The organism is Streptomyces angustmyceticus (genome assembly GCF_019933235.1).
In the GTDB taxonomy this organism is placed as follows: domain Bacteria; phylum Actinomycetota; class Actinomycetes; order Streptomycetales; family Streptomycetaceae; genus Streptomyces; species Streptomyces angustmyceticus.
Window position 1 is genome coordinate 6,078,773 of sequence record NZ_CP082945.1, and the last position, 20,974, is coordinate 6,099,746.

General features: G+C 70.7%; 16 protein-coding genes and 1 tRNA gene. 7 read left to right on the plus strand and 10 right to left on the minus strand.

Going from position 1 to position 20,974, the window contains the following annotated elements:
- The first annotated feature begins 74 nt into the window (after positions 1-74).
- Both K7396_RS27150 and pepN read left to right on the plus strand, forming a co-directional pair.
- A complete protein-coding gene (locus K7396_RS27150) occupies positions 75-962 on the plus strand; it encodes a helix-turn-helix domain-containing protein (RefSeq protein ID WP_152105225.1) in 888 nt (295 codons plus the stop codon).
- A 436-nt stretch (positions 963-1,398) separates the two neighbouring features.
- Positions 1,399-4,044, plus strand: a complete 2,646-nt coding sequence (gene pepN / locus K7396_RS27155) for an aminopeptidase N (RefSeq protein ID WP_152105224.1) — start codon at positions 1,399-1,401, stop codon at positions 4,042-4,044.
- Between the two features lie 126 nt (positions 4,045-4,170).
- Here the strand turns inward: pepN and K7396_RS27160 are convergent, their stop codons facing one another.
- The gene (locus K7396_RS27160) at positions 4,171-4,881 is read right to left on the minus strand and encodes an N-acyl homoserine lactonase family protein (protein WP_086718785.1); all 711 of its coding nucleotides are present in this window, start codon (positions 4,879-4,881) and stop codon (positions 4,171-4,173) included.
- Between the two features lie 211 nt (positions 4,882-5,092).
- Here K7396_RS27160 and K7396_RS27165 point away from each other — a divergent pair, with 211 nt between their 5' ends.
- Positions 5,093-6,526, plus strand: a complete 1,434-nt coding sequence (locus tag K7396_RS27165) for a pyridoxal phosphate-dependent decarboxylase family protein (protein WP_152105223.1) — start codon at positions 5,093-5,095, stop codon at positions 6,524-6,526.
- Complete coding sequence (locus K7396_RS27170) at positions 6,523-7,953, plus strand: lysine N(6)-hydroxylase/L-ornithine N(5)-oxygenase family protein (protein ID WP_152105222.1); 1,431 nt, start codon at positions 6,523-6,525, stop codon at positions 7,951-7,953. Before K7396_RS27165 ends, K7396_RS27170 begins: the two co-directional genes overlap by 4 nt.
- An 83-nt stretch (positions 7,954-8,036) precedes the next feature.
- Here the strand turns inward: K7396_RS27170 and K7396_RS27175 are convergent, their stop codons facing one another.
- Positions 8,037-9,839, minus strand: coding sequence for a bifunctional metallophosphatase/5'-nucleotidase (locus tag K7396_RS27175; protein WP_086721788.1), 1,803 nt, complete (start codon positions 9,837-9,839; stop codon positions 8,037-8,039).
- A 237-nt stretch (positions 9,840-10,076) separates the two neighbouring features.
- Between K7396_RS27175 and K7396_RS27180 the strand changes: the two genes are divergently transcribed.
- Both K7396_RS27180 and pyk read left to right on the plus strand, forming a co-directional pair.
- Positions 10,077-10,814, plus strand: coding sequence for an SIMPL domain-containing protein (locus K7396_RS27180; protein ID WP_152105221.1), 738 nt, complete (start codon positions 10,077-10,079; stop codon positions 10,812-10,814).
- Between the two features lie 145 nt (positions 10,815-10,959).
- Positions 10,960-12,396 carry a pyruvate kinase gene (gene pyk / locus K7396_RS27185; RefSeq protein ID WP_086720120.1) on the plus strand — a complete coding sequence of 479 codons (1,437 nt, stop codon included), beginning with the start codon at positions 10,960-10,962 and terminating at the stop codon, positions 12,394-12,396.
- Between the two features lie 52 nt (positions 12,397-12,448).
- Here pyk and K7396_RS27190 read toward each other — a convergent pair whose 3' ends face one another.
- Both K7396_RS27190 and K7396_RS27195 read right to left on the minus strand, forming a co-directional pair.
- A complete protein-coding gene (locus tag K7396_RS27190) occupies positions 12,449-13,237 on the minus strand; it encodes a hypothetical protein (protein WP_086720118.1) in 789 nt (262 codons plus the stop codon).
- An 84-nt stretch (positions 13,238-13,321) separates the two neighbouring features.
- Positions 13,322-13,404 (minus strand) — tRNA-Leu (locus K7396_RS27195).
- Positions 13,405-13,493: 89 nt separating this feature from the next.
- On the opposite strand from K7396_RS27195, the gene K7396_RS27200 reads away from it, so the two are divergent.
- A complete protein-coding gene (locus K7396_RS27200) occupies positions 13,494-14,150 on the plus strand; it encodes an ANTAR domain-containing response regulator (RefSeq protein WP_086720117.1) in 657 nt (218 codons plus the stop codon).
- Between the two features lie 116 nt (positions 14,151-14,266).
- Here the strand turns inward: K7396_RS27200 and K7396_RS27205 are convergent, their stop codons facing one another.
- From K7396_RS27205 to K7396_RS27230, 6 genes are all read right to left on the minus strand, one after another.
- Positions 14,267-14,983, minus strand: coding sequence for an ABC transporter ATP-binding protein (locus K7396_RS27205; protein WP_086720115.1), 717 nt, complete (start codon positions 14,981-14,983; stop codon positions 14,267-14,269).
- Positions 14,980-15,942, minus strand: a complete 963-nt coding sequence (locus K7396_RS27210; protein WP_086720114.1) for an ABC transporter ATP-binding protein — start codon at positions 15,940-15,942, stop codon at positions 14,980-14,982. The genes K7396_RS27205 and K7396_RS27210 overlap by 4 nt, the downstream gene beginning before the upstream one ends.
- The gene (locus tag K7396_RS27215) at positions 15,939-17,735 is read right to left on the minus strand and encodes a branched-chain amino acid ABC transporter permease (RefSeq protein WP_086720112.1); all 1,797 of its coding nucleotides are present in this window, start codon (positions 17,733-17,735) and stop codon (positions 15,939-15,941) included. The genes K7396_RS27210 and K7396_RS27215 overlap by 4 nt, the downstream gene beginning before the upstream one ends.
- A gap of 5 nt (positions 17,736-17,740) precedes the next feature.
- Positions 17,741-18,670, minus strand: coding sequence for a branched-chain amino acid ABC transporter permease (locus K7396_RS27220; RefSeq protein WP_086720110.1), 930 nt, complete (start codon positions 18,668-18,670; stop codon positions 17,741-17,743).
- Positions 18,671-18,792: 122 nt separating this feature from the next.
- Entirely contained in the window at positions 18,793-20,013 is a 1,221-nt protein-coding gene (locus K7396_RS27225) for a branched-chain amino acid ABC transporter substrate-binding protein (protein ID WP_086720108.1), read from the minus strand.
- 475 nt (positions 20,014-20,488) lie between these two features.
- Positions 20,489-20,962: a PaaI family thioesterase gene (locus K7396_RS27230; protein WP_152105220.1), complete on the minus strand. Its 474-nt coding sequence runs from the start codon at positions 20,960-20,962 to the stop codon at positions 20,489-20,491.
- Between the last annotated feature and the right edge of the window lie 12 nt (positions 20,963-20,974).

Genomic DNA, 20,974 nt, shown 5'->3' on the forward strand with positions numbered 1-20,974 from the left:
ACGGTCCATGGACAAAGATCGATCGTGATTGGACGGTTCGACGGTCCGGCGAAGCGGTACGGAGAGGTACGGGCATGTACCACACCTGGATGCGCTACTTCACCCCGAGCCCGGTCCACCACCGGCTCGGCCTGGTGTGCCTGGGGGTCGGCCTCCAGCACGGCACCCTGCCCGCGGTCGGTCCCCGCACCCTCGACCACCACGTCGCCCTCGTCATCAGCGCCGGCCGCGGCTGGTTCACCACCCCCGACGGCCACCGCCACACGGTGACCGCACCCGCCCTCCTGTGGATCGTGCCGGGAATACCGCACCACTACGGCGCCGACCCGGACACCGGCTGGGACGAGAGCTTCGTCGACTTCACCGGCCCGGCCACCGCCACCTACACCGAACTCGGCTACATCGAACCCGACCGCCCCGTCGTCCCCCTCGCGGACACCGGCCCCGCCCGGACCGCCATCGGACGCATCGCCCGCGCGGCACGGCGCGGCAACCCCCTGCTGGAGGTGGAGACCTCGGCCGCGGTCCACGAACTCCTCGTCGCCCTGCGCCGCGCACGCGCCGACACCGACGCCGACGGCGACCCGGTCCTCCAGGCGCTCGCCCGCGACGCGTTCCTGCCCCTCTCCGTCGCCGAACACGCCGCCCGGCACGGCATGACCCCCACCGAACTCCGCACCGCCGTACGACGCGGCGCCGGCTGCAGCCCCAAGGACTACCTGCTGGGCATCCGCCTGGGCCGCGCGAAGGAACTCCTGGTCGCCACCGAACTCCCGGTCGCCGCCGTGGCCCGCCGCGTCGGCTACGACGACCCCGCCTACTTCAGCCGCCTCTTCACCCGCCGCGTCGGCACCGCCCCCGTACGCTTCCGCGACCGCCAGACCCACAACGTCCCCGGCGGCTGGTCCACCCAGATCCCCGACCCGGACGACCCACCGTTGGTCAGGGGCTGGAACGGCTGACGGGGGCGGGGGTGGGGGGTGGCTTGCGCCGGGCACGGGGTCGCTTCGCTGGATGGTCTTGGTGCGGGTCGCCTGTGGCTGGGGCCGTTTCGCCCATTCCCGGTGGGTGGGGGGGGCCGGAGGGGACGCCCGGTACCCCTCCCCCAGCCTTCGGCCGGGAGGTGCCCCCACGGCGCGGGCGCATCTGGTACGTGCGGAAGTCGACCCGGCGTTCGCTCCGGTCCTGCGGGCGGGGCACCGGACATCCCCTCCGACCACCGCGCGTCGGCGGCCGTCCCGCCGTACCGATCCCTGTTACGGCTCCGAGACGGCCCCTCACAACGGCGCCCCAAAGGGGCGCGGGGAACTGCGCGCCCAGCCACAACGCACCCGCAGACAAACACCGGCCCCCAGAACACGGATGCACCCCCGCCAGGGGGTACGGCAGCATGACGTCATGCCCGCACTGCAGCGCAACGAGGCGCAGACCCGTTCCCAGCTCATCGACGTCCACCGTTACGACATCGCCCTCGACCTCACCCAAGGCGAGGACCTCTTCGGCTCCCGTACGGTCATCCACTTCACCGCGCACGCAGACGGCGACACCTTCGTCGAGGTCAAACCGGCCGAGCTGCACTCCGCCACCCTCGACGGCCACCCCCTCGACCCCGCGGCCCTCGACGGCAACCGCCTCCCGCTCAGCGGCCTCACCCCGGGCGCCCACGAACTGCGCCTGGACGCCACCATGCGCTTCTCCCGCACCGGCGAAGGCATGCACCGCTTCACCGACCCGGCCGACGGCGAGACCTACGTCTACACCCAGCTGTTCATGGAGGACGTCCAGCGCGTCTTCGCCGCCTTCGACCAGCCCGACCTCAAGGCCGTCTTCGCCCTCACCGTCACCGCCCCCACCGACTGGACGGTCCTGGGCAACGGCATCGCCACCCAGGGCGACCCCGGCCACTGGACCCTCGCCGCAACCCCCCTGATCAGCACCTACCTCGTCGCCGTCGCCGCCGGCCCCTGGCACTCCGTACGCACCGAACACGCCGGCCTGCCCTTCGGCATCCACTGCCGCCGCTCCCTGGCCCCGCACCTGGACGCCGACGCCGACGAAATCCTCGGCCTCACCCGTAGCTGCTTCGACCGCTATCACGAGATCTTCGACGAGCCCTACCCCTTCGACTCGTACGACCAGGCATTCGTCCCCGAGTTCAACGCCGGCGCCATGGAGAACCCGGGCCTGGTCACGTTCCGGGACGAGTTCGTCTTCCGCTCCGCCGTCACCGACACCGAACGCCAGACCCGCGGCATGGTCATCTCGCACGAGATGGCCCACATGTGGTTCGGCGACCTCGTCACCCTGAAGTGGTGGGACGACATCTGGCTGAACGAGTCGTTCGCGGAGTACATGGGCTACCAGGTCCTGGCCGAGGCGACCCGCTTCACGGACACCTGGACCGACTTCGCGATCGCGCGCAAGGGCTGGGGCTACGACGCCGACCAGCGCCCCTCCACCCACCCCGTCGCCCCGGCCCCCGAGGACGTCCCCGACACCGCCTCCGCGCTCCTCAACTTCGACGGGATCTCCTACGCCAAGGGTGCCTCCGCCCTGCGCCAACTCGTCGCCTGGATGGGGGAGAAGGAGTTCCTCGCCGGCATCAACGACCACTTCGCCCGGCACCGCTTCGGCAACGCCACCCTCGCCGACTTCATCGACTCCCTCTCCCGCGCCACCGACCGCGACGTCCACGCCTGGGCCGAGAGCTGGCTGCGCACCACCGGGGTCGACACCCTGGCCCCCGTCGTCGAGGAGGGCCCGGACGGCCACTGGAGCGTCTCCGTCGAACAGACCGGAAGCACTCAGCCCGGAAGCACGCAGCCCGACGGCGAGCACACCGCAGCCGCGTACGCCGAGGGCCCACAGACCCGCACCCGCCCGCACCGGCTCACCATCGGCCTCTACGACCACGACCGCACCGCCCCCGGCCGCCTGCTCCCGCGCGAGCCGCTGTCCCGGGACGTGCCCGACGGCGGTACCCACACCGGTACGGGCGGCCGCCCCGCCCTGCTGCTCCTCAACGACCAGGACCTCACCTACGCCAAGGTCCGCCTCGACCCCGTCTCCTGGGACACCGCCCTCGGCGCACTGTCCGGGCTGCCCGACCCGCTGACCCGCGCCGTGGTGTGGAACGCCGCCCGCGACATGGTCCGCGACGGCGAACTCGCCCCCACCGCCTACCTGGACGCCGCCCGCGCCCACCTCCCGTACGAGACCGATCTCGCCGTCGTCCAGGGCGTCCTGGCCTTCGCCCGCACGCAGATCGCCGACCGCTACCTCGCCGCGGGTCCCGCGGCCGCGCAGGAACCGGGCGGCGCCCCCGGCCCGCGCCACGCCGCTCTCACCACGCTCACCGCCCTCAGCCGCGACATACTCCGCCGCACCGAAGGCCCCGAGCACGGCTCCGAGGCGGGGCTGCGGCTCACTGCCGTCCGCGCCTTCATCGACAGCGCCACCACCCCCGAAGGCATCCAGGACTGGCTCGACGACGGCAGCGTCCCCGGCGGCCCCCGCCTCGACCCGGAACTGCGCTGGCGCATCCTCGGCCGGCTCGCCACCCTCGGCGCCTCGCCGCTCGACGAGCTGCGCGCCGCCATCGACGCCGAACTCGCCCGCGACCCCAGCGCCACCGGCCGCGAGGGCGCCGCCCGCTGCCGCGCCGCGCTGCCCGACCCGGCCGCCAAACAGGCCGCCTGGGACGCCCTGTTCACCACCGACGACAAGGAAGCGCTCTCCAACTACCTGTTCACCGCGACCGCCGCCGGCTTCTGGGCCCCCGAGCAGCTCGACCTGCTGCGCCCCTACGTCCCCCGCTACTTCACCGACGTCCCCGCCCTCGCCGCCGCCCGCGGCCCCGCCCTCGCCGACGCCGCGGGCCGCTACGCCTTCCCGGCCGTCTTCGCCGAGGAGCACACCCTCCGGCTCGGCGAAGCCTGCCTCGCCGACGGCGACCCGACCCCCGCCCTGCGCCGCAAGCTCATCGACCAGCTCGACGATCTGCGCCGGGCGCTGAAGGTCCGCGCGGCAGCCGACGGCGCCTGACGCCTGACGACCGGGGGAGTGCCGTCCCGACCCCGGCCGCCCTCGCGCGGTGAGCGGGACGGTGCCCCTCGGCCCCCGGGAGCGGAGCCCGGAGCCCGGGGACCCGGGACGGCGTGGCCGGAGACCTCAGCCGCTGTGCCCGGACGGTTCCCAGACCGAGCAGTCGTGGGCGAACAGCACACGCCGGGGAGCGAAGTCGGCGAGCCGGTCCAGCCATGGCCGGTACGGCGGAAGCGGCTGCGCCACGCCGTCGCGGGCGGCCCGCCGGGCGAGGTGGTCCGAGGCGAACGAGGAGGCGAAGTCGTGGGCCTGGCCGGCGAGGACCACCGTACCGTCGCCTCCCCGGACCACCATCGACTGGTGCCCGTCGGTATGGCCGGGGGTCGGGACGATCCAGACCCCCGGCCAGACCTCGGCCTCGCCGTCGAGCTCCTCGTAGACCGCCCCGGGGAAGTCGACGAGCGCGTCGATCGTGTAGTCGCCCGCGCGGGCCTCGGCCAACTCCGTGCTCTGCACCAGGATCGGCCTGCCGCCCAGCAGGGGGTTCCCGCCGCAGTGGTCGAAGTGCAGATGGCAGTTCACGACCAGGGAGATGTCCCCGAGCGAGACGCCGGCCGCCGCGAGCGCACCCTCCAACGGCCGCCGCCGCGGGCGGTAATGCGCCTCGGCCTCGGCGTCACCGGACCCGATCCCGGTGTCGAACAGGATCAGCCCCTCCTCGCGCCGCACCAGATAGGCGAGTACGGGCTCCACCCGCGGCAGGGGGCCACCCGTCTCGGACGCGGGCCGGACGAAGTACCCGAGGTCGAGCCGGCGCACCGTGGTGTTCTTCTCCATCAGCCCATTCTGACGGCGCGTCGGGCCCGGCGCGCCGGTGGTGACGGCAGATGACGGCACCCAAACTCCGGCGGTGCACCCGTACCACTTACGGGTGGTATGACCGCACAACCAGTGGATACAGGCTGTACAGGGAAAGTAACTTAACGCTGCCTGAGGGCTGATCCCCACGGGACCGACGCCCCAACTCCCCTGACAGAAAAGCACATTGATGCCTGTGCCCCCTGCCGGCACCGCCCTCGCAGGCGGCACCAACGGCCCCCGCGCACTCCGCCCCCTCCTCGACACCGTCCTCGACGCCCTCACCACCGGCGCCGAGCACCGCGCCGGCCCCCTCCCGCACGGCGGACCCGCCACCGTCACCCGCGCCGTACACGACGCCTGCCACCCCCTCCTCCCCGACCACGGCACCGGCCCCCACACCGCCCTGCGCACCCTCGTCCACACCCTCGCCGCCGGCGCCGCCGACCCCGCCGACCCGCACTGCGCCGCCCACCTGCACTGCCCGCCGCTGGCCCTCGCCGCCGCCGCCGACCTCGCCGCCTGCGCCCTCAACCCCTCCATGGACTCCTGGGACCAGGCCCCCGCCGCCTCCGCCCTCGAAACCCTCACCAGCCGCGCCCTCGCCGCGCTGGTCTACCCCCGGGCCACCGACCCCGACGCCCTGATCACCACCGGCGGCACCGAATCCAACCAGCTCGCCCTCCTCCTCGCCCGCGAAGCCGCCGCCCCCGCCGCCACCGCGACCGACCCCCACGGGCCCGCCCGCCCCCTCCAGATCGTCTGCGGCGCCAACGCCCACCACAGCATCCACCGCTCCGCCTGGCTCCTCGGCCTCCCCGAACCCGTCACCCTCCCCACCCCCGACGGCGTCCTCACCCCCGACACCGTCCACACCGCACTCGCCGCCCTCGCCGGACGCAGCGGCCCCGTCCTCCTCACCGCCACCGCCGGCACCACCGACTCCGGCGCCATCGACCCCCTCCCCGCCCTCGCCGACCTCGCCGACCACCACGGCGCCCGCTTCCACGTCGACGCCGCCTACGGCGGAGCCCTCCTCTTCAGCGACACCCACCGCGCCGCCCTGGACGGCCTCGCCCGCGCCCACACCGTCACCCTCGACCTGCACAAACTCGGCTGGCAACCCGTCGCGGCCGGACTCCTCGCCGTCCCCGGCCCCGCCACCCTGACCCCCCTCGCCCACCAGGCCGACTACCTCAACGCCGACGACGACACCGAAGCCGGCCTCCCCGACCTGCTCAGCCGCTCACTGCGCACCACCCGCCGCCCCGACATCCTCAAGATCGCCGTCACCCTCAAGGCCCTCGGCCGCCACGGCCTCGGCGAACTCGTCGACCGCACCCTCGCCGCCGCCCAGACCCTCGCCGACCTCATCGAGGCCCACCCCCGCTACGAACTCCACTCCCGCCCCCGCCTCAGCACCGTCCTCTTCCGCCCCACCGGCACCGACGACCGCACCCTCGCCACCATCCGCCGCACCCTCCTCACCGACGGACGGGCCGTCCTGGGCCGCGCCACCACCCCCACCGGCCTCTGGCTCAAAGCCACCCTCCTCAACCCCCACACCCAACCCGGAGACCTCACCACCCTCCTCAAACTCGTGGAAGGCCACACGCCCCGATGAGCACCACCCCGCGCCCCGAAAACACCACCGACACCACCGGCCCCGACGAACCCCTCGACCTCGCGGGCATCGGCATCGGCCCCTTCAACCTCTCCCTCGCCGCCCTCGCCCACCCCCTCACCACCCTGCGCACCGCCTTCTACGACCAGCGCCCCGCCTTCCACTGGCACCCCGGCCTCCTCATCGACGGCGCCACCCTCCAAGTCCCCTTCCTCGCCGACCTGGTCACCCTCGCCGACCCCGCCAGCCCCTGGACCTTCCTCAACTACCTCAAGACCCGCGAGCGGCTCTTCCCCTTCTACTTCGCCGAACGCTTCCACCTCCACCGCGCCGAATACGACGCCTACTGCCGCTGGGTCAGCGAAAACCTGCCGGGCCTCCACTTCGGCCACCAGATCGACGCCGTCCGCTGGAACCCCGAACGCGAACTCTTCGAAGTCGACTTCACCCAGCTCGACGCCGACGGCGAAGCCGAAGCCCTCGGCCGCACCTACGCCCGCAACCTCGTCCTCGGCATCGGCACCACCCCCCACATCCCCGTCCCCCTCCGCCCCCTCGCCGCGTCACCCGCCGTCCCCGTCATCCACTCCGCCGACTACCTCGCCCACCGCGACACCCTCCTCGCCGCCGACCACGTCACCGTCATCGGCGCCGGCCAGTCGGGCGCCGAGATCTTCCTCGACCAGCTCCGCGCCCGCCCCGCCGGCCGTGAAGGTCTCCACTGGCTCGCCCGCACCCCCGCCTTCGCCCCCATGGAATACAGCAAGCTCGGCCTCGAACACTTCACCCCCGACTACACCCGCTACTTCCACGCCCTGCCCGAACGCGTCCGCGACGACCTCGTCCCCGGCCAATGGCAGCTCCACAAGGCCATCGACCACGCCACCCTCGGCGCCATCCACGACGAGCTCTACCGCCGCACCCTCGACGGCGGCTGGCCCGACGCCACCCTCACCCCCGGCGTCTTCGTCCGCACCGCGGGCCGCGTCGGCACCACCAAGGTCGAACTCCACCTCGACCACACCCAGCAGGGCACCCGCTCCCGCCTCACCACCGACGCCGTCGTCCTCGCCACCGGCTACCGCGAACGCCGCCTGGACACCCTCCTCGCCGCCATCGACCCCTACCTGCGCCGCGACTCCAGTGCACGCCCCCGCATCGACGCCGACCACCGCCTCGTCCTCGACCCCGCCGTCACCGGCTCGGTCTACGTCCAGAACGCCGAGACCCACACCCACGGCGTGGGCACCCCCGACCTCGGCCTCGCCGCCTGGCGCAGCGCCACCATCCTCAACTCCCTCACAGGCAACACCCCCTACCCCCTCCCCAGCCGCACCGCCTTCACCAGCTTCGGCCTCCCCCAGCCGCCGACGGGCCCCATGGGGAAGGTCCCCCGCCAGGGCTCCACCCTCGTCCCCCGCCGCTGAACCACACCGTTCCCTCCGGCCCGCTCCGGTCACCTCGACGGCTTGCGACGCCGGCGCCGGAGGGAGTGGCCCCGCCCCCGGCCTCAGAACACCGGCACCCCGTCCCGCGTCAACTTCCAGTCCACCGAGGCGAACTGCGCGGGATCGATCTGCCCGGTCTCCTGCACCCACCCGATGATGAGATTCCGGATCTCGTCCGACGTCGACCACACCTGCTCGGCGGCCGCCACATGCGGGAAATTGCCGCCACCGCTCGCCCGGTAATTGTTCACCGCCAGCACGAACCGCGCCGCATCGTCCAGCGGCTTCCCGCCGAACATCAGCTTCCCGATCCGCTGCCCCGCCGGCTTCGCGATATCGACCTCGTACGAGACCCCGCTCACCACGTCATAGTTGTAATCCGGCGTACCGTCCGCGTTCGTCACCTTCGACGGATCCACCGGGCCACCCGCCGCCGTCCGCACGTAATACCGCGCCGAGAACTCCAGATACGCCCGCACCTGCGCACCCGTCAGCACCCGCGCCTCCAGCGTGTTGTCGAACGGATACAGCGCCGCCATCGACCGGATCGTGACATCCCCCTCCGGCACCCGCGCCGTCCGCGAAAAGCACGACGCCTGCGACAGCACCGGCAACGACGCGTGCGCCGTCCCCGCCAGCGCCTTGCGCACCACCTCCGCCTGCACGAACGCGATGAAATCCAGGACCGGCGTGTCCTTCACCGGCGCCTCGGCCGCCGTCATCTCCGCCTTCGACCGGCCGATCACCCGGTTCACATACGCCACGACCTTCCGGTGCTCGGCCCGCAGCAACCCCGTGATCCGCGCGTCCTCCGCCACCGCGTTCGAGTTCAGCACCCGCGAACCGGCCGACGCCACCTCCCAGCGCCCCCGACGCCACTCCACCGCGATATCGAAGAGCGTCAGCCGCTGCCCCCACTTCAGCGGCTCCGAGAGCACCACCTCCCGGCCCGACTCCTTGTTCACCACCCGCCGCTCCGGAACCTCCACATGCGCGTGCCCCACCAAGATCGCATCGATCCCCGGCACCTGCTCCGCCACCAACGCAGCCGCGTTCTCCACATACGGCACCTGATCCCCGTACGACGACGTGCCGCTCATCCCGGAATGCGCCGCCACGATCACCACATCCGCGCCCATCGACCGCAGCTTCGGCACCCATGCCGCCGCCTGCTCCACCAATCCCGGAAACGCTAGCTTCCCCTGCACATGCGCCTTGTCCCAGATCGCGATCCCCGGATTCGTCAGACCCAGCACCGCCACCGTCACCACCCGGCCCCGCGGTGACCGCAATCGCTTCAGCACATACGGCCGGAACGCCGGACGCAGCGATTTCGCATCGACCGCATTCGCCCCCAGCAGCGGGAAATCACAGCTCTCCTCGAACTTCCGCAGCACCGGAATGCCGTAATTGAACTCATGATTTCCCAGCGCCGCGGCGTCATAGCCGATCGCATTCATCGCCCGCGCCATCGGATGCACCGGCCCGCCCGGAGCCGTGATCGGATCCACCTTGGCGTAGTAATACGCCAACTGCGTCCCCTGAATGGTGTCGCCCGCGTCGATCAGCAGCGTGTTGTGCCGGCCCTTCTCCCGCCGCACCCGGGACACCAGCGTCGAGATCTTCGCCAGGCCGACATCGTTGTGCGCCGGGTCGTCGAACTCCGCGTCCGTGGCGTAGTCCCAGTTGAAGACATTGCCGTGCAGGTCCGTCGTGCCCATGACCGTGAAGGCGTACCGCTCCCGCCGGTGCCCACGTCCGGTGTCCCGCGCCTCCGACGCCGGCGCGCCCGCCGCCCCCGCGAGGGCCATTCCGGCTCCCGTCACCACGGAACGCCCCAAGAACTTCCTACGGTCGAGCGACATGCCAACTCCCTTGGATGAACGCCAAAAACGCGGATGAGCGCCGCCACACAGCGGGGACAACGCGCGTAGATTCTGACGCAGTCACCCCCTGTGCGACACCCCTCACCCGCACCCCTCCGATGCCCCGCCCCGGCGGTCCCGGTATGCGACCCTTCACCACTCGCACCCGAGCACCCACGGCCCACCCCACCGGACACTCACCCCACCGGACACCCACCCGACCCCCGGGAGCCACCCATGACCGACCCCGCCGACCAGAGCGCCCCCACCGCCCCCGCGAGCGGCACCACCCCGACCGCCCTCCCCTACGGCACCCCGGACACCCCCCGCCTCGCCGTGCGCGGCGAAGCCCGCCTCGACGTCGACCCCGAAATCGCCCGCATCGCCGTCACCGTCACCGCCCGCGGCACCGACCGCACCACCGCCCTCGCCGACCTCACCCGCCGCAACGAAGCCGCCCTCACCCTCATCAGGAGCCACGGCGACGCCGTCGAAAGACTCGAAACCGGCACCTTCAGCCTCACCCCCCAACTCACCGAGAAGGGCCGCCACGAACGCGTCCGCGCCTACCACGGACGCGTCACCCACACCGCCGCCCTCAACGACTTCACCACCCTCGGCGAACTCACCACCCGCCTCGCCGACCTCGACCTCACCCGCGTCGACGGCCCGTGGTGGGACCTGCGCCCCGACTCACCCGCCCACCGTGCCGCCCGCACCCAGGCCGTCCGCGAAGCCGTCCAGCGCGCCCGCGAATACGCCGAAGCCCTCGGCGCCCGCCTCGACGCCCTCCTCGAAATCGCCGACCTCGGCGCCGAGGACGCCACACCCCCGGCCGGCCCCGCCCTGCGCTCCTTCGCCGGCTACGGCGCCGCCGCCCAGGAATCCGCCCCCGCCCTCGATCTCGAACCCCAGCGCCAAACCGTCCACGCCCATGTCAACGCGCGCTTTACGATGACCCGTCCCGCACTCTGAGATCCACGCGCCGGGAGATGACATTCCGCTCATCGGAGCGGCTCCGCGCCCATTCCAATACTTGTCAACAGCCTTTCATGAAGCGCTCGTTGAGCAGTCACTTCTCCACCGTTCCCTACCGCCCGGTAAGTCATAGAGTCGAAACATGCGCCGAGCAAAGATCGTCTGCACACTGGGACCCGCCACCGACTCGTACGAGCAGATCAAAGCCCTCGTCGACGCCGGAATGGACATCGCCCGCTTCAACCTCAGCCACGGCACCTACGCCGAACACGAAGCGCGATTCGACCGGGTCCGCAAAGCATCCGAAGAAACCCGCCGCAGCGTCGGCATCCTCGCCGACCTACAAGGTCCGAAGATCCGACTCGGCCGATTCCGCGAAGGCCCTGTACTTCTCGAACGCGACGACGAGTTCACCATCACCGTGGAACCCGCCGTCGAAGGCGACCGGCAGATCTGCGGCACCACCTACAACGGCCTCGCCGCCGACGTCACCACCGGCGAACGCATCCTCGTCGACGACGGAAAGGTCACCCTCGAAGTCACCGACGTCGACGGACCCCACGTCCGCACCAGGGTGGTCGAAGGCGGCATGGTCTCCGACCACAAGGGGCTCAACCTCCCCGGCGTCGCCGTCTCCGTCCCCGCCCTCTCCGAGAAGGACCAGGACGACCTCCGCTGGGCCCTGCGCTACGGCGCCGACATCATCGCCCTCTCCTTCGTCCGCAGCGGCCGCGACATCGAGGACGTCCACCGCATCATGCGCGAGGAGGGCCGCTTCCTCCCCGTCATCGCCAAGGTCGAAAAACCCCAGGCCGTCGACAACATCGACGACATCGTCGCCGCCTTCGACGGCATCATGGTCGCCCGCGGCGACCTCGGCGTCGAAATGCCCCTCGAAACCGTCCCGATCGTCCAGAAGCGCGCCATCAAACTCGCCAAGCGCAACGCCAAACCGGTCATCGTCGCCACCCAGATGCTCGACTCGATGATCGACAACTCCCGCCCCACCCGCGCCGAGGCCTCCGACGTCGCCAACGCCGTCATCGACGGCACCGACGCCGTCATGCTCTCCGGCGAGACCAGCGTCGGTAAGTACCCCACCGAGACCGTCAAGACGATGAGCCGCATCGTCGAGGCCGCCGAGGAAGACCTCCTCGCCAAGGGCCTCCCGCCGCTCACCGAGGCCAACAAGCCCCGTACCCAGGGCGGCGCCGTCGCCCGCGCCGCCGCCGACATGGGCGACTTCCTCGGCGCCAAGTTCCTCGTCGCCTTCACCCAGTCCGGCGACACCGTCCGCCGCCTCTCCCGCTACCGCTCGCCCATCCCGCTCCTGGCCTTCACCCCCGACCCGGCCACCCGCTCCCAGCTCAACGTCAGCTGGGGCGTGGAGACCTTCCTCGGCCCGACCGTCGACTCCACCGACGAAATGGTCGCCCAGGTCGACGAGCAGCTCCTCCGGCTCGGCCGCTGCCAGAAGGGCGACGTCGTCATCATCACCGCCGGCTCCCCGCCCGGCGTCCCCGGCTCCACCAACCTCGTCCGCGTCCACCACATCGGCGAGGACGACTCCCCGAAGTAGCCCCACCCGCACCGCGCTCCCGCTGGGCCGAGGTACCTGACTGCCGTCCCTGTCAGTACTTCGGCCCGATGTGTGCGTCCATGAGAGCCACGGAGTCTTTGCGGGCGACGGAGATGTTGAACGGATCGCTGCCGCGGGCGAGCACGGTCCACTCGACACCGACCTTGGTGAGGGTGTCCGAGAAGAGCCGGCGGATGTCGTCGGACTTGTTGGCGAAGAGGTACCTCGGGTACTCGTAGCGCTTGCGCTCCCCGCCGACCATGCGCGTCGTCCAGTTGGTGATCCGGCAGCCGTCGGAGTGGACGAGTCCGCGGAGGAACTCCCAGGGGTGCGCGTCCACGATCTGCTGCTGCCATGCTTCGAGCGCGATCGGCCGCTCGTGCTTCTTGCCGGGGCCGTGCTGGGGGAACAGGCACCACAGGTGCTTCGAGTAGACCTTCACGTTGTGGCAGCCGGTTTTGCGCACCCGGCACACGGAGTTGTCGGGGAAGACCGTGCGCATGGCGGCTTCGCAGGCGTCCATGAGGCCCGGCCAGTCGTCGCCGCACGTGATCATGAGGCTCGGTGCGCGGTGAGCCGAGTACTGGATGATGTGGCCGTCGCCGAGGTAGAGGGCCAGGAGGTAGGAGTATGCCGCTGCGTCGAGCTCGCGCCCGTCGCAGCGTGGGCACTTCGGCCGGTGGGCTCCTGGGCACTCGCCGCGTTCCGCGCGGTCCTTGTGCAGCCAGTAGCCGACGGTGCCGAGGGGGACGCCCAGGGCGCGGGCGACCTCTGCGTTCTTGGCCCCCGCGCGGAGCCGGGCGATTGCCTTGCGTCGGACATCTGTGCCGTGGAAGCTCATGACATCACTGTGTGTGACGCATCATGAGTGCGGGGCGAAAGTGCGTGCGAACCACGCGAAGGTGAAATTCCGCTTGTTCAAAGGTGCCCGGTGTGGGATTCGAACCCACATGCCCAAGGGCACGGCTGTTTGAGAGCCGCGTGTCTGACCAGTTCCACCAACCGGGCCGGTTGCGAGAGACACCCTACCGTGTGCAGCTCTACGCCCGCCTCTAGGTAGGCTGCAATGGCACCACCTGCCTGGAACGAGGAGTCCCGTGAGCGCCGCCGAGCCCGAGCAGCCCGTCGCCGATGACGATCAGTCGCATGTCCCGCCGCTGACCACGCGCGTCGTGATCGCGGAGGACGAGGCCCTCATCCGTCTCGATCTCAAGGAGATGCTGGAGGAGGAGGGCTATACCGTCGTCGGCGAGGCCGGGGACGGTCAGACCGCCGTGGAGCTGGCCCGGGAGCACCGTCCGGACCTGGTGATCCTGGACGTGAAGATGCCGGTGCTGGACGGCATCTCGGCGGCCGAGAAGATCGCCGAGGAGAGCATCGCGCCGGTGCTGATGCTGACCGCGTTCTCGCAGCGTGAGCTGGTGGAGCGGGCGCGGGACGCGGGTGCGATGGCGTATCTGGTGAAGCCGTTCTCGAAGAGCGACGTGGTTCCCGCGATCGAGATGGCGGTGAGCCGGTTCACCGAGCTGAAGACGCTGGAGCAGGAGATCGCGGATCTCACCCAGCGGCTGGAGACCCGGAAGCTGGTGGACCGGGCGAAGAGCATTCTGCAGACGCAGTACGGGCTGACGGAGCCGGCGGCGTTCCGGTGGATCCAGAAGACGTCGATGGACCGGCGGCTGTCGATGCAGCAGGTCGCGGAGGCGGTCATCGAGGACGCCGAGGAGAAGAAGCAGCAGCAGAAGGACCAGTGACCGGCGGCAGCCGGGCTGGTTCCTGAGCGCGCGGGCGGCCCCGCACCGATCTTCATCGGTGCGGGGCCGCCCGTTTTTTGATGCGGTGCGGATCTCTGCCCTCCGTCCTGCCGTTCTCAGTCCTCGCCGAGATAGGCCTTGCGGACGGATTCGTCGTGGAGGAGGGATGCGCCGGTGCCGGAGAGGACGATGCGGCCGATTTCCATGACGTGTCCCTGGTCGGCGAGGGAGAGCGCGGCCTGGGCGTTCTGTTCGACGAGGAGGATGGTGGTGCCCTGGGAGCGGAGTTCGCGGATGGTTTCCATGATCTTCTGCATCATGATCGGGGAGAGGCCCATGGAGGGCTCGTCGAGCATGAGGAGTTTGGGGCGGGACATCAGGGCGCGGCCCATGGCGAGCATTTGCTGCTCGCCGCCGGAGAGGGTGCCGGAGGCTTGTTTGCTGCGTTCGCCGAGGATGGGGAAGAGCTCGTAGACGCGCTGGATGTCTTTCGTAATGCCGTCGGTGTCCTTGCGGAGGAAGGCGCCGAGCTGGAGGTTTTCGGCGATGGTGAGGCGGGGGAAGAGGCGGCGGCCTTCGGGGGAGTGGGCGAGGCCGCGTTCGACGATCTTGTGGGCGGGCACGCCGTCGAGGGGTTCGCCGTCGAAGGTGATGGTGCCGCCGAGGGGCTTGAGGAGGCCGGAGAGGGTGCGCAGGGTGGTGGTCTTGCCGGCGCCGTTGGTGCCGATGAGGGTGACGGCCGAGCCGGCTTCGACGGAGAACGAGATACCTTTGACGGCTTCGATCTTGCCGTAGGCGACGCGGAGGTCCTTGACTTCGAGCAGTGCGGTCATGGGGTGTCTCCGGTCTGTCCCTGGGCGGGCGGGTCGGTGGGGGCCGCCTCGTCCGCTGCGTCGGGTGCTGCTGTCGCGTCCGGGGTGTCGGGTGCGGCCGTGTCCGGTGGGGCGGCGGCCGGGTCCGTGGCCGTGTCGGGGGCGGCGGTGTCCTCGACGGGGGTGCCCAGGTAGGCGGCGATGACGCGTTCGTCGGCCTGGACGACGTCGGCGGTGCCCTCGATGAGTTTCTGGCCCTGGACGAGGACGGCGACGCGGTCGCAAAGGTTGAAGATGAAGCGCATGTCGTGCTCGATGACGAGGACGGCGGTGCCCTGTGCGCGGATGGCGAGGACGAGGTCCTGGGTGGCGCGGGTCTCCTGGGGGTTCATGCCGGCGGTGGGTTCGTCCAGGAGCAGCAGTCCCGGTTCGCTGGCGAGGGCGCGGGCGATTTCGAGCTTGCGCTGTTCGCCGTAGGGGAGGTTGCGGGCGAGGTGGTCGCGTTTGTGGGCGAGGCCGGTGAATTCCAGGAGTTCCATGGCGCGTTGTTCGCTGGTGCGTTCGGCTTTCTTGAAGCCGGGGCTGCGCAGGAGGGCGGACCAGAGTCCTTCTTTGGTGCGGGTGTGCCGTCCGACGAGGACGTTTTCGAGGACGGTCATGTTGGCGAAGAGGCGGATGTTCTGGAAGGTGCGGGCGACTCCGGCCTGGGTGACGAGGTGGGGTTTGCGGGAGAGGCGGGTGCCTCGGTAGCTGACGGTGCCTTCGGTGGGCACGTAGAGGCCGGTGAGGCAGTTGAAGAAGGTGGTTTTGCCGGCGCCGTTGGGGCCGATGAGGCCGACGATTTCGCCGGTGCCGACGGTGAGGCTGACGTCGCGTACGGCGGTGAGTCCGCCGAAGCGCATGGTGACGCCGTCGGCTCGCAGGACGGTGTCGGTGTCGGTGGTGGGTGCGAGGCTGGGTGTGGTGGTCATGGTCGTCACGCCTTTGCCTGGGTGGCGCCGAGGGTGGCGTCTGCGTCGGGGAGGCGCTGGTCGGGCACGTCGAGTTGGCCGGTTTCGTGGAACTCCAGCTGTTTCCTGCGGTCGGGGATGAGGCCTTCGGGGCGGAAGCGCATGAGGAGGACGAGGGCGATGCCGAAGAGGAGGAGTTGGTAGTCCTGGAGGAAGTCGAGTTTGGCGGGGATGAGGAAGAGGAGGGCGGCGCCGACGAGGGGGCCGCTGAGGGTGCCCATGCCGCCGAGGATGACGGCGGCGAGGAGGAAGGCGGAGTTGGGGGGCTGGGGGCCGGCGAACTGGAACTGTTCGGGGGTGGCGGTGGTGACGACGTGGGCGTGGACGGTGCCGGCGAGTCCGGCGAGGGAGGCGCCGAGGGCGAAGGCGAGGAGGCGGAGGCGGAAGCTGTTGATGCCCATGGCGATGGCGGCGGTCTCGTCCTCGCGGATGGCGATCCAGGCGCGGCCGATGCGGGAGGCGGCGGCACGCCGGAAGACGAGGACGACGAAGGCGGTCACGAGGATCATCAGCAGGTAGTAGTTGCCGTAGGTGGCGATGGGGATGCCGAGGATGTGGTGGGGTTCGCCGAAGTTGAACCCGAAGATTTCGAGGTTGGGGATGTTGGGGATGCCCATGGCGCCGTTGGTGACGTCGGGGCCGGTGGTGCCGTTGAGGTTGAGCATGGCGATGCGGAAGATCTCACCGAAGCCGAGGGTGACGATGGCGAGGTAGTCGCCGCGCAGCCGGAGGGTGGGGGCGCCGATGAGGACGCCGAAGACGAGGGAGGCGGCGGCGCCGGTGAGGAGGGCCGCCCAGAAGGGGAAGTGGAGTCCGAGGGCGGATTCGGGGGAGCCGGAGACGAGGGCGGCGGCGTAGGCGCCGACGCCGAGGAAGGCGACGTATCCGAGGTCGAGGAGGCCGGCGAGGCCGACGACGACGTTGAGGCCCAGGGCGACGGTGGCGAAGATCAGGATGTTGGCCCCGATGATCGTGTACTGGTCGGTGTCCTGGGTGAAGGGGAAGCAGGCGGCGGCGGCGAAGGCCGCGCCGAGGGTCACGCCGCGGTGGGTGTGGGTGAGTGCGGTGAGGCGGGCGATGAGTCCGGCCCGGTGGAGGGCGGGGACGGCGAGCGCCATGAAGATCAGGTAGCCGACGAAGGGGGCGCCGTCATCGGTGTCGATGCCGTAGGTGAAGGCGAGGAGGCCGGCGGCGAAGGCGCCGGCGATGATCAGGATCTCGGCCCAGGAGGGGAGTTCGCGGGTGCGGCGCCTCGGGGGAGAGGCGGCGAGGCTCGCGGTGAAGCGCTGCCATGGCCGGGTGGGCGGCCGGTCGGCGGCCTGGTCGGGGGGCAGGGCGAGGGCGCCGGCGAGGGTGATCAGCGAGGCGAGGCCGGCGAGTGCGCCGCCGGGTTCGAGGTTGACCAGCCCGCCGAGCTGGACGGCGATGGCGAGGAGGGTGAACCAGGTGGCGGCGAAGGTGGCGAGGGCGGCGAGGAGGGTGGGGGCGTTGCGTCCTGCGGGGGTCAGCCACTGCAGGCCGCGGACGCCGAGTGCCGCGGTGGCCAGGAGGAGGGTGAACAGGCCGCCGACGAGGGTGATGAGCTGCAGGCCGGCGGGGGATCCGTAGTAGGTGAGGTCGCCGGGGAAGTCGCTGCTCCAGGTCCAGGAGAGGCCGGTGGTGGCGGCGGTGGCGAGGGCGCCCGCGGCGGTGGTGAGGCGCGCGGTGCGTTCGGGGAGCGGTATCAGGCCGCGGGCGGGGGTCGTGGTGGTGTGGGTGGTCATCGGTATCACGCCCGATCCGCGACGCGTTCGCCCAGGAGGCCTTGTGGTCGCAGCAGGAGTACGAGGATGAGGAGGACGAAGGCCCAGACGTCCTTCCAGGCTCCGCCGCCGAATTGCTGCATTCCGGGGATCTCTTCGATGTAGGCGGTGGCGAGGGCTTCGGCGATGCCGAGGACGACGCCGCCGAGCATGGCGCCGTAGATGTTGCCGATGCCGCCGAGGACGGCCGCGGTGAAGGCCTTGAGGCCCATGATGAAGCCCATGCGGAACTGCACTTCGCCGGTGCGCAGCCCGTAGGCGACGGCGGCGACGCCGGCGAAGGCGGCGCCGATGGCGAAGGCGAGGACGATGATGCGGTCGGTGTTGATGCCCATGAGCTGGGCGGTGTCGGGGTCCTGGGCGGTGGCCTGCATGGCGCGTCCGCTGCGGGTCCTGGCGACGAAGAAGCCGAGGGCGATCATGCAGGCGGGGGCGGCGATGAGGACGAAGAGGTCGCCGCGCTGGACGGTGGCGCCCAGGATGTCGAAGGCGTGGCCCTTGAACTGGGGGAAGACGCGGGCCTGTTTGCCGTCGGGGTACCACTTCCAGACGGCCTGCTGGAGGGCGATGGACAGGCCGATGGCGGTGATGAGGGGGGCGAGGCGGGGGGCGCCCCGCAGCGGCCGGTAGGCGAAGCGTTCGGCGGCGATGCCGACGAGGACGGATACGGCGATGCCGCCGAGGAGCATGGCCGGCAGGGCGAGGGCGAGTGAGGTGCCGGCGGGGAGGGCGAGGAAGACGCTGAGCGCCCCGAAGCCGCCGACCATGAATATCTCGCCGTGGGCGAAGTTGATGAGCTGGACGATTCCGTAGACCATCGTGTAGCCGATCGCGATGAGTCCGTACATCGCGCCGAGGATGAGTCCGTTGGCCAGCTGTTGCGGCAGTTCGCTCACCGCAGGGCCTCCGTTGCGTGGGAGTGAGGAGGGGGCCGGGGTGTCCCGGTGTGCCACGGGCCGCGCCAGGGTCGGTGGTGCGTCCTGGCGCGGCCCGGTGGTGTGGTGGGTGGTGCGGTCGGTCAGCTCTTGTCGAACTTCTTGAATTCGGCGCTGAAGCGGGAGGCCCAGGCACCCTTGTCGACCTGGTAGGCGGTGATCATGGTGTTGGTGGTGTCGCCGTATTTGTCGAAGGCGATGGGGCCGGTGACGCCGTCGAAGGTGACCTTGTTCATGGCGTCGACGACCTTTTTGCGGGCGTCGTCGGGGAGCTTGCCGTCGTTGTCCTGGACGACCTGCTTGACGGCCTGGATGAGGGCCCAGGTGGCGTCGTAGGTGGAGCCGCCGTAGGCCTCGTAGGCCTCCTTGAAGCCGGCGGCCTTGTAGCCGGCGATGAACTTCTTGGCGGAGGGGAGTTCCTCGACGGGCTTGCCGACGGAGGAGGCGTAGTCGCCCTGGGCCTTCTTGTTGAGCTTGATGTAGTCGGCGCTGTACATGCCGTCGCCGCCCATGAGGGGGACGGTGACGCCGCCGTCCTTGAGCTGCTGGCTGAGCGGGCCGGAGGCGGGGTACTCGCCGCCGTAGAAGACCAGGTCGGGCTTGGCGGACTTGACCTTGGACACGACGGCCTTGAAGTCGCGGTCGTCGGGGCTGACGTGCTCGGTGCCGACGATCTTGCCGCCGAGCTTGCCGAACTGGTCCTTGAAGGAGGAGGCGAGGCCGACGCCGTAGGTCTTCTGGTCGTCGATGACGTAGGCCTTCTTGGCCTTCATCTTCTCCCACGCGTACTGGCCGTCGAAGGCGCCCTGGACTTCGTCGGTGGTGGCGGTGCGGAAGTAGGTGGGGAAGGGGCGTACGCGCTTGTTCTGCTTCCAGTCCTTGCCCTGGGTCAGGTCGGGAGTGGTGTTCGCCGGGGAGATCAGCGTGAGGTCGTTCTGCTTGGAGACCTGCTGCATGGACTGCGCGACGCCGGAGTTGAGGGGGCCGACGACGCCGAGGACGTTCTTGTCGGCGGCGAGTTTGGTGGCGTTCTGCTGGCCGACGTTGGGCAGCGCCTTGTCGTCGAGGGCTTCGAGTTTGAAGCTGACGCCCTTGACCTCGCCGGCCTTGTTGGCGTTGTCGATGGCGAGCTGGGCGGAGTTGCGGATGCCCAGGCCGAGCGCGGAGAGCTCGCCGGTGGTGGGGGCGTCGAGGCCGATGACGACGGTGGACTTGCCTTCGCCGCTCTTGTTGTCGTCGCCGCGCGAACCGCACGCGGAGAGCGTGAGGGCGCCGGTGGTGACTGCGGTGGTGAGGATGAGCAAGGAACGGTGACGCACGATCAGTCCTTTCCCTGGCGCGGCCACGACTGTCGCATGGCCGGATCGCACGCCGGGTCGTACGGGCCGTACAGGCTCCGTGCGTGCAGCGCACCCGGCGGCGCGGTGACTGGCCGTGACTCTAGAGCGGTGTTCGTCGCACCGGCAGATGCGCTGAGCAGGATGTGACGCTCTTGTTATGACCTTCGATGAGCGTTATGCCGTTATGGTCCTTACACCGGAGGGCGAACGCGGTGCGGAGGGTGAACTCGCACTTCCACGGGGGAATCGGGCGCGCGGCGGCCGGGCGGCGTCCGGATACCGGACACGGTGCGCGCGGCGCCCCCGGGGCCGGTGCGGGGGACGGGGAGCGGGGCCGGAGCCGCGGGGCGCGATTGTCACGCAGTGTCACGGAAATACGGACGGCCCCGCTCCCGGTGTCCGGGTGCGGGGCCGTGGGCGGAGGTCCGCCCGGCCGATATCAGCCGCGGTAGACGTCGGGCTCGGTGTCGCGCAGCATGCAGGTCAGGCGGGCGGTGCAGACCCGCTTGCCCTGCTCGTCGGTGATGACGATCTCGTAGGTGGCGGTGGACCGGCCGCGGTGCACGGGGGTGGCGACGCCGGTGACCAGCCCGGAGCGGGCGCCGCGGTGGTGGGTGCAGTTGAGGTCCACGCCCACCGCGATCTTGGTGGGGCCGCCGTGCAGCATGGAGCCGACGGAACCGAGGGTTTCGGCCAGGACGGCGGAGGCGCCGCCGTGCAGGAGCCCGTAGGGCTGGGTGTTGCCCTCGACCGGCATGGTGCCGACGACCCGGTCCGGGGCGGCTTCGGTGACCTGCACGCTCATCCGCTCGCCGAGGTGGCCGGCGGAGAAGAAGGACGGCAGGTCGAGGCCGAGGCCGGCCCACTGGTCGAGGATCTCCTGCGGAAACGTGGTCGTGCTCTGCTCACCCATGCCCTGGCTCCG

Excerpts from the sequence above, each read along its gene's own strand:
- K7396_RS27150 (WP_152105225.1), top strand. The coding sequence starts at position 75 with ATGTACCACACCTGGATGCGCTACTTCACCCCGAGCCCGGTCCACCAC.
- pepN (WP_152105224.1), top strand. The coding sequence starts at position 1,399 with ATGCCCGCACTGCAGCGCAACGAGGCGCAGACCCGTTCCCAGCTCATC.
- K7396_RS27160 (WP_086718785.1), bottom strand. The coding sequence starts at position 4,881 with ATGGAGAAGAACACCACGGTGCGCCGGCTCGACCTCGGGTACTTCGTC.
- K7396_RS27165 (WP_152105223.1), top strand. The coding sequence starts at position 5,093 with ATGCCTGTGCCCCCTGCCGGCACCGCCCTCGCAGGCGGCACCAACGGC.
- K7396_RS27170 (WP_152105222.1), top strand. The coding sequence starts at position 6,523 with ATGAGCACCACCCCGCGCCCCGAAAACACCACCGACACCACCGGCCCC.
- K7396_RS27175 (WP_086721788.1), bottom strand. The coding sequence starts at position 9,839 with ATGTCGCTCGACCGTAGGAAGTTCTTGGGGCGTTCCGTGGTGACGGGA.
- K7396_RS27180 (WP_152105221.1), top strand. The coding sequence starts at position 10,077 with ATGACCGACCCCGCCGACCAGAGCGCCCCCACCGCCCCCGCGAGCGGC.
- pyk (WP_086720120.1), top strand. The coding sequence starts at position 10,960 with ATGCGCCGAGCAAAGATCGTCTGCACACTGGGACCCGCCACCGACTCG.
- K7396_RS27190 (WP_086720118.1), bottom strand. The coding sequence starts at position 13,237 with ATGAGCTTCCACGGCACAGATGTCCGACGCAAGGCAATCGCCCGGCTC.
- K7396_RS27205 (WP_086720115.1), bottom strand. The coding sequence starts at position 14,983 with ATGACCGCACTGCTCGAAGTCAAGGACCTCCGCGTCGCCTACGGCAAG.
- K7396_RS27215 (WP_086720112.1), bottom strand. The coding sequence starts at position 17,735 with ATGACCACCCACACCACCACGACCCCCGCCCGCGGCCTGATACCGCTC.
- K7396_RS27230 (WP_152105220.1), bottom strand. The coding sequence starts at position 20,962 with ATGGGTGAGCAGAGCACGACCACGTTTCCGCAGGAGATCCTCGACCAG.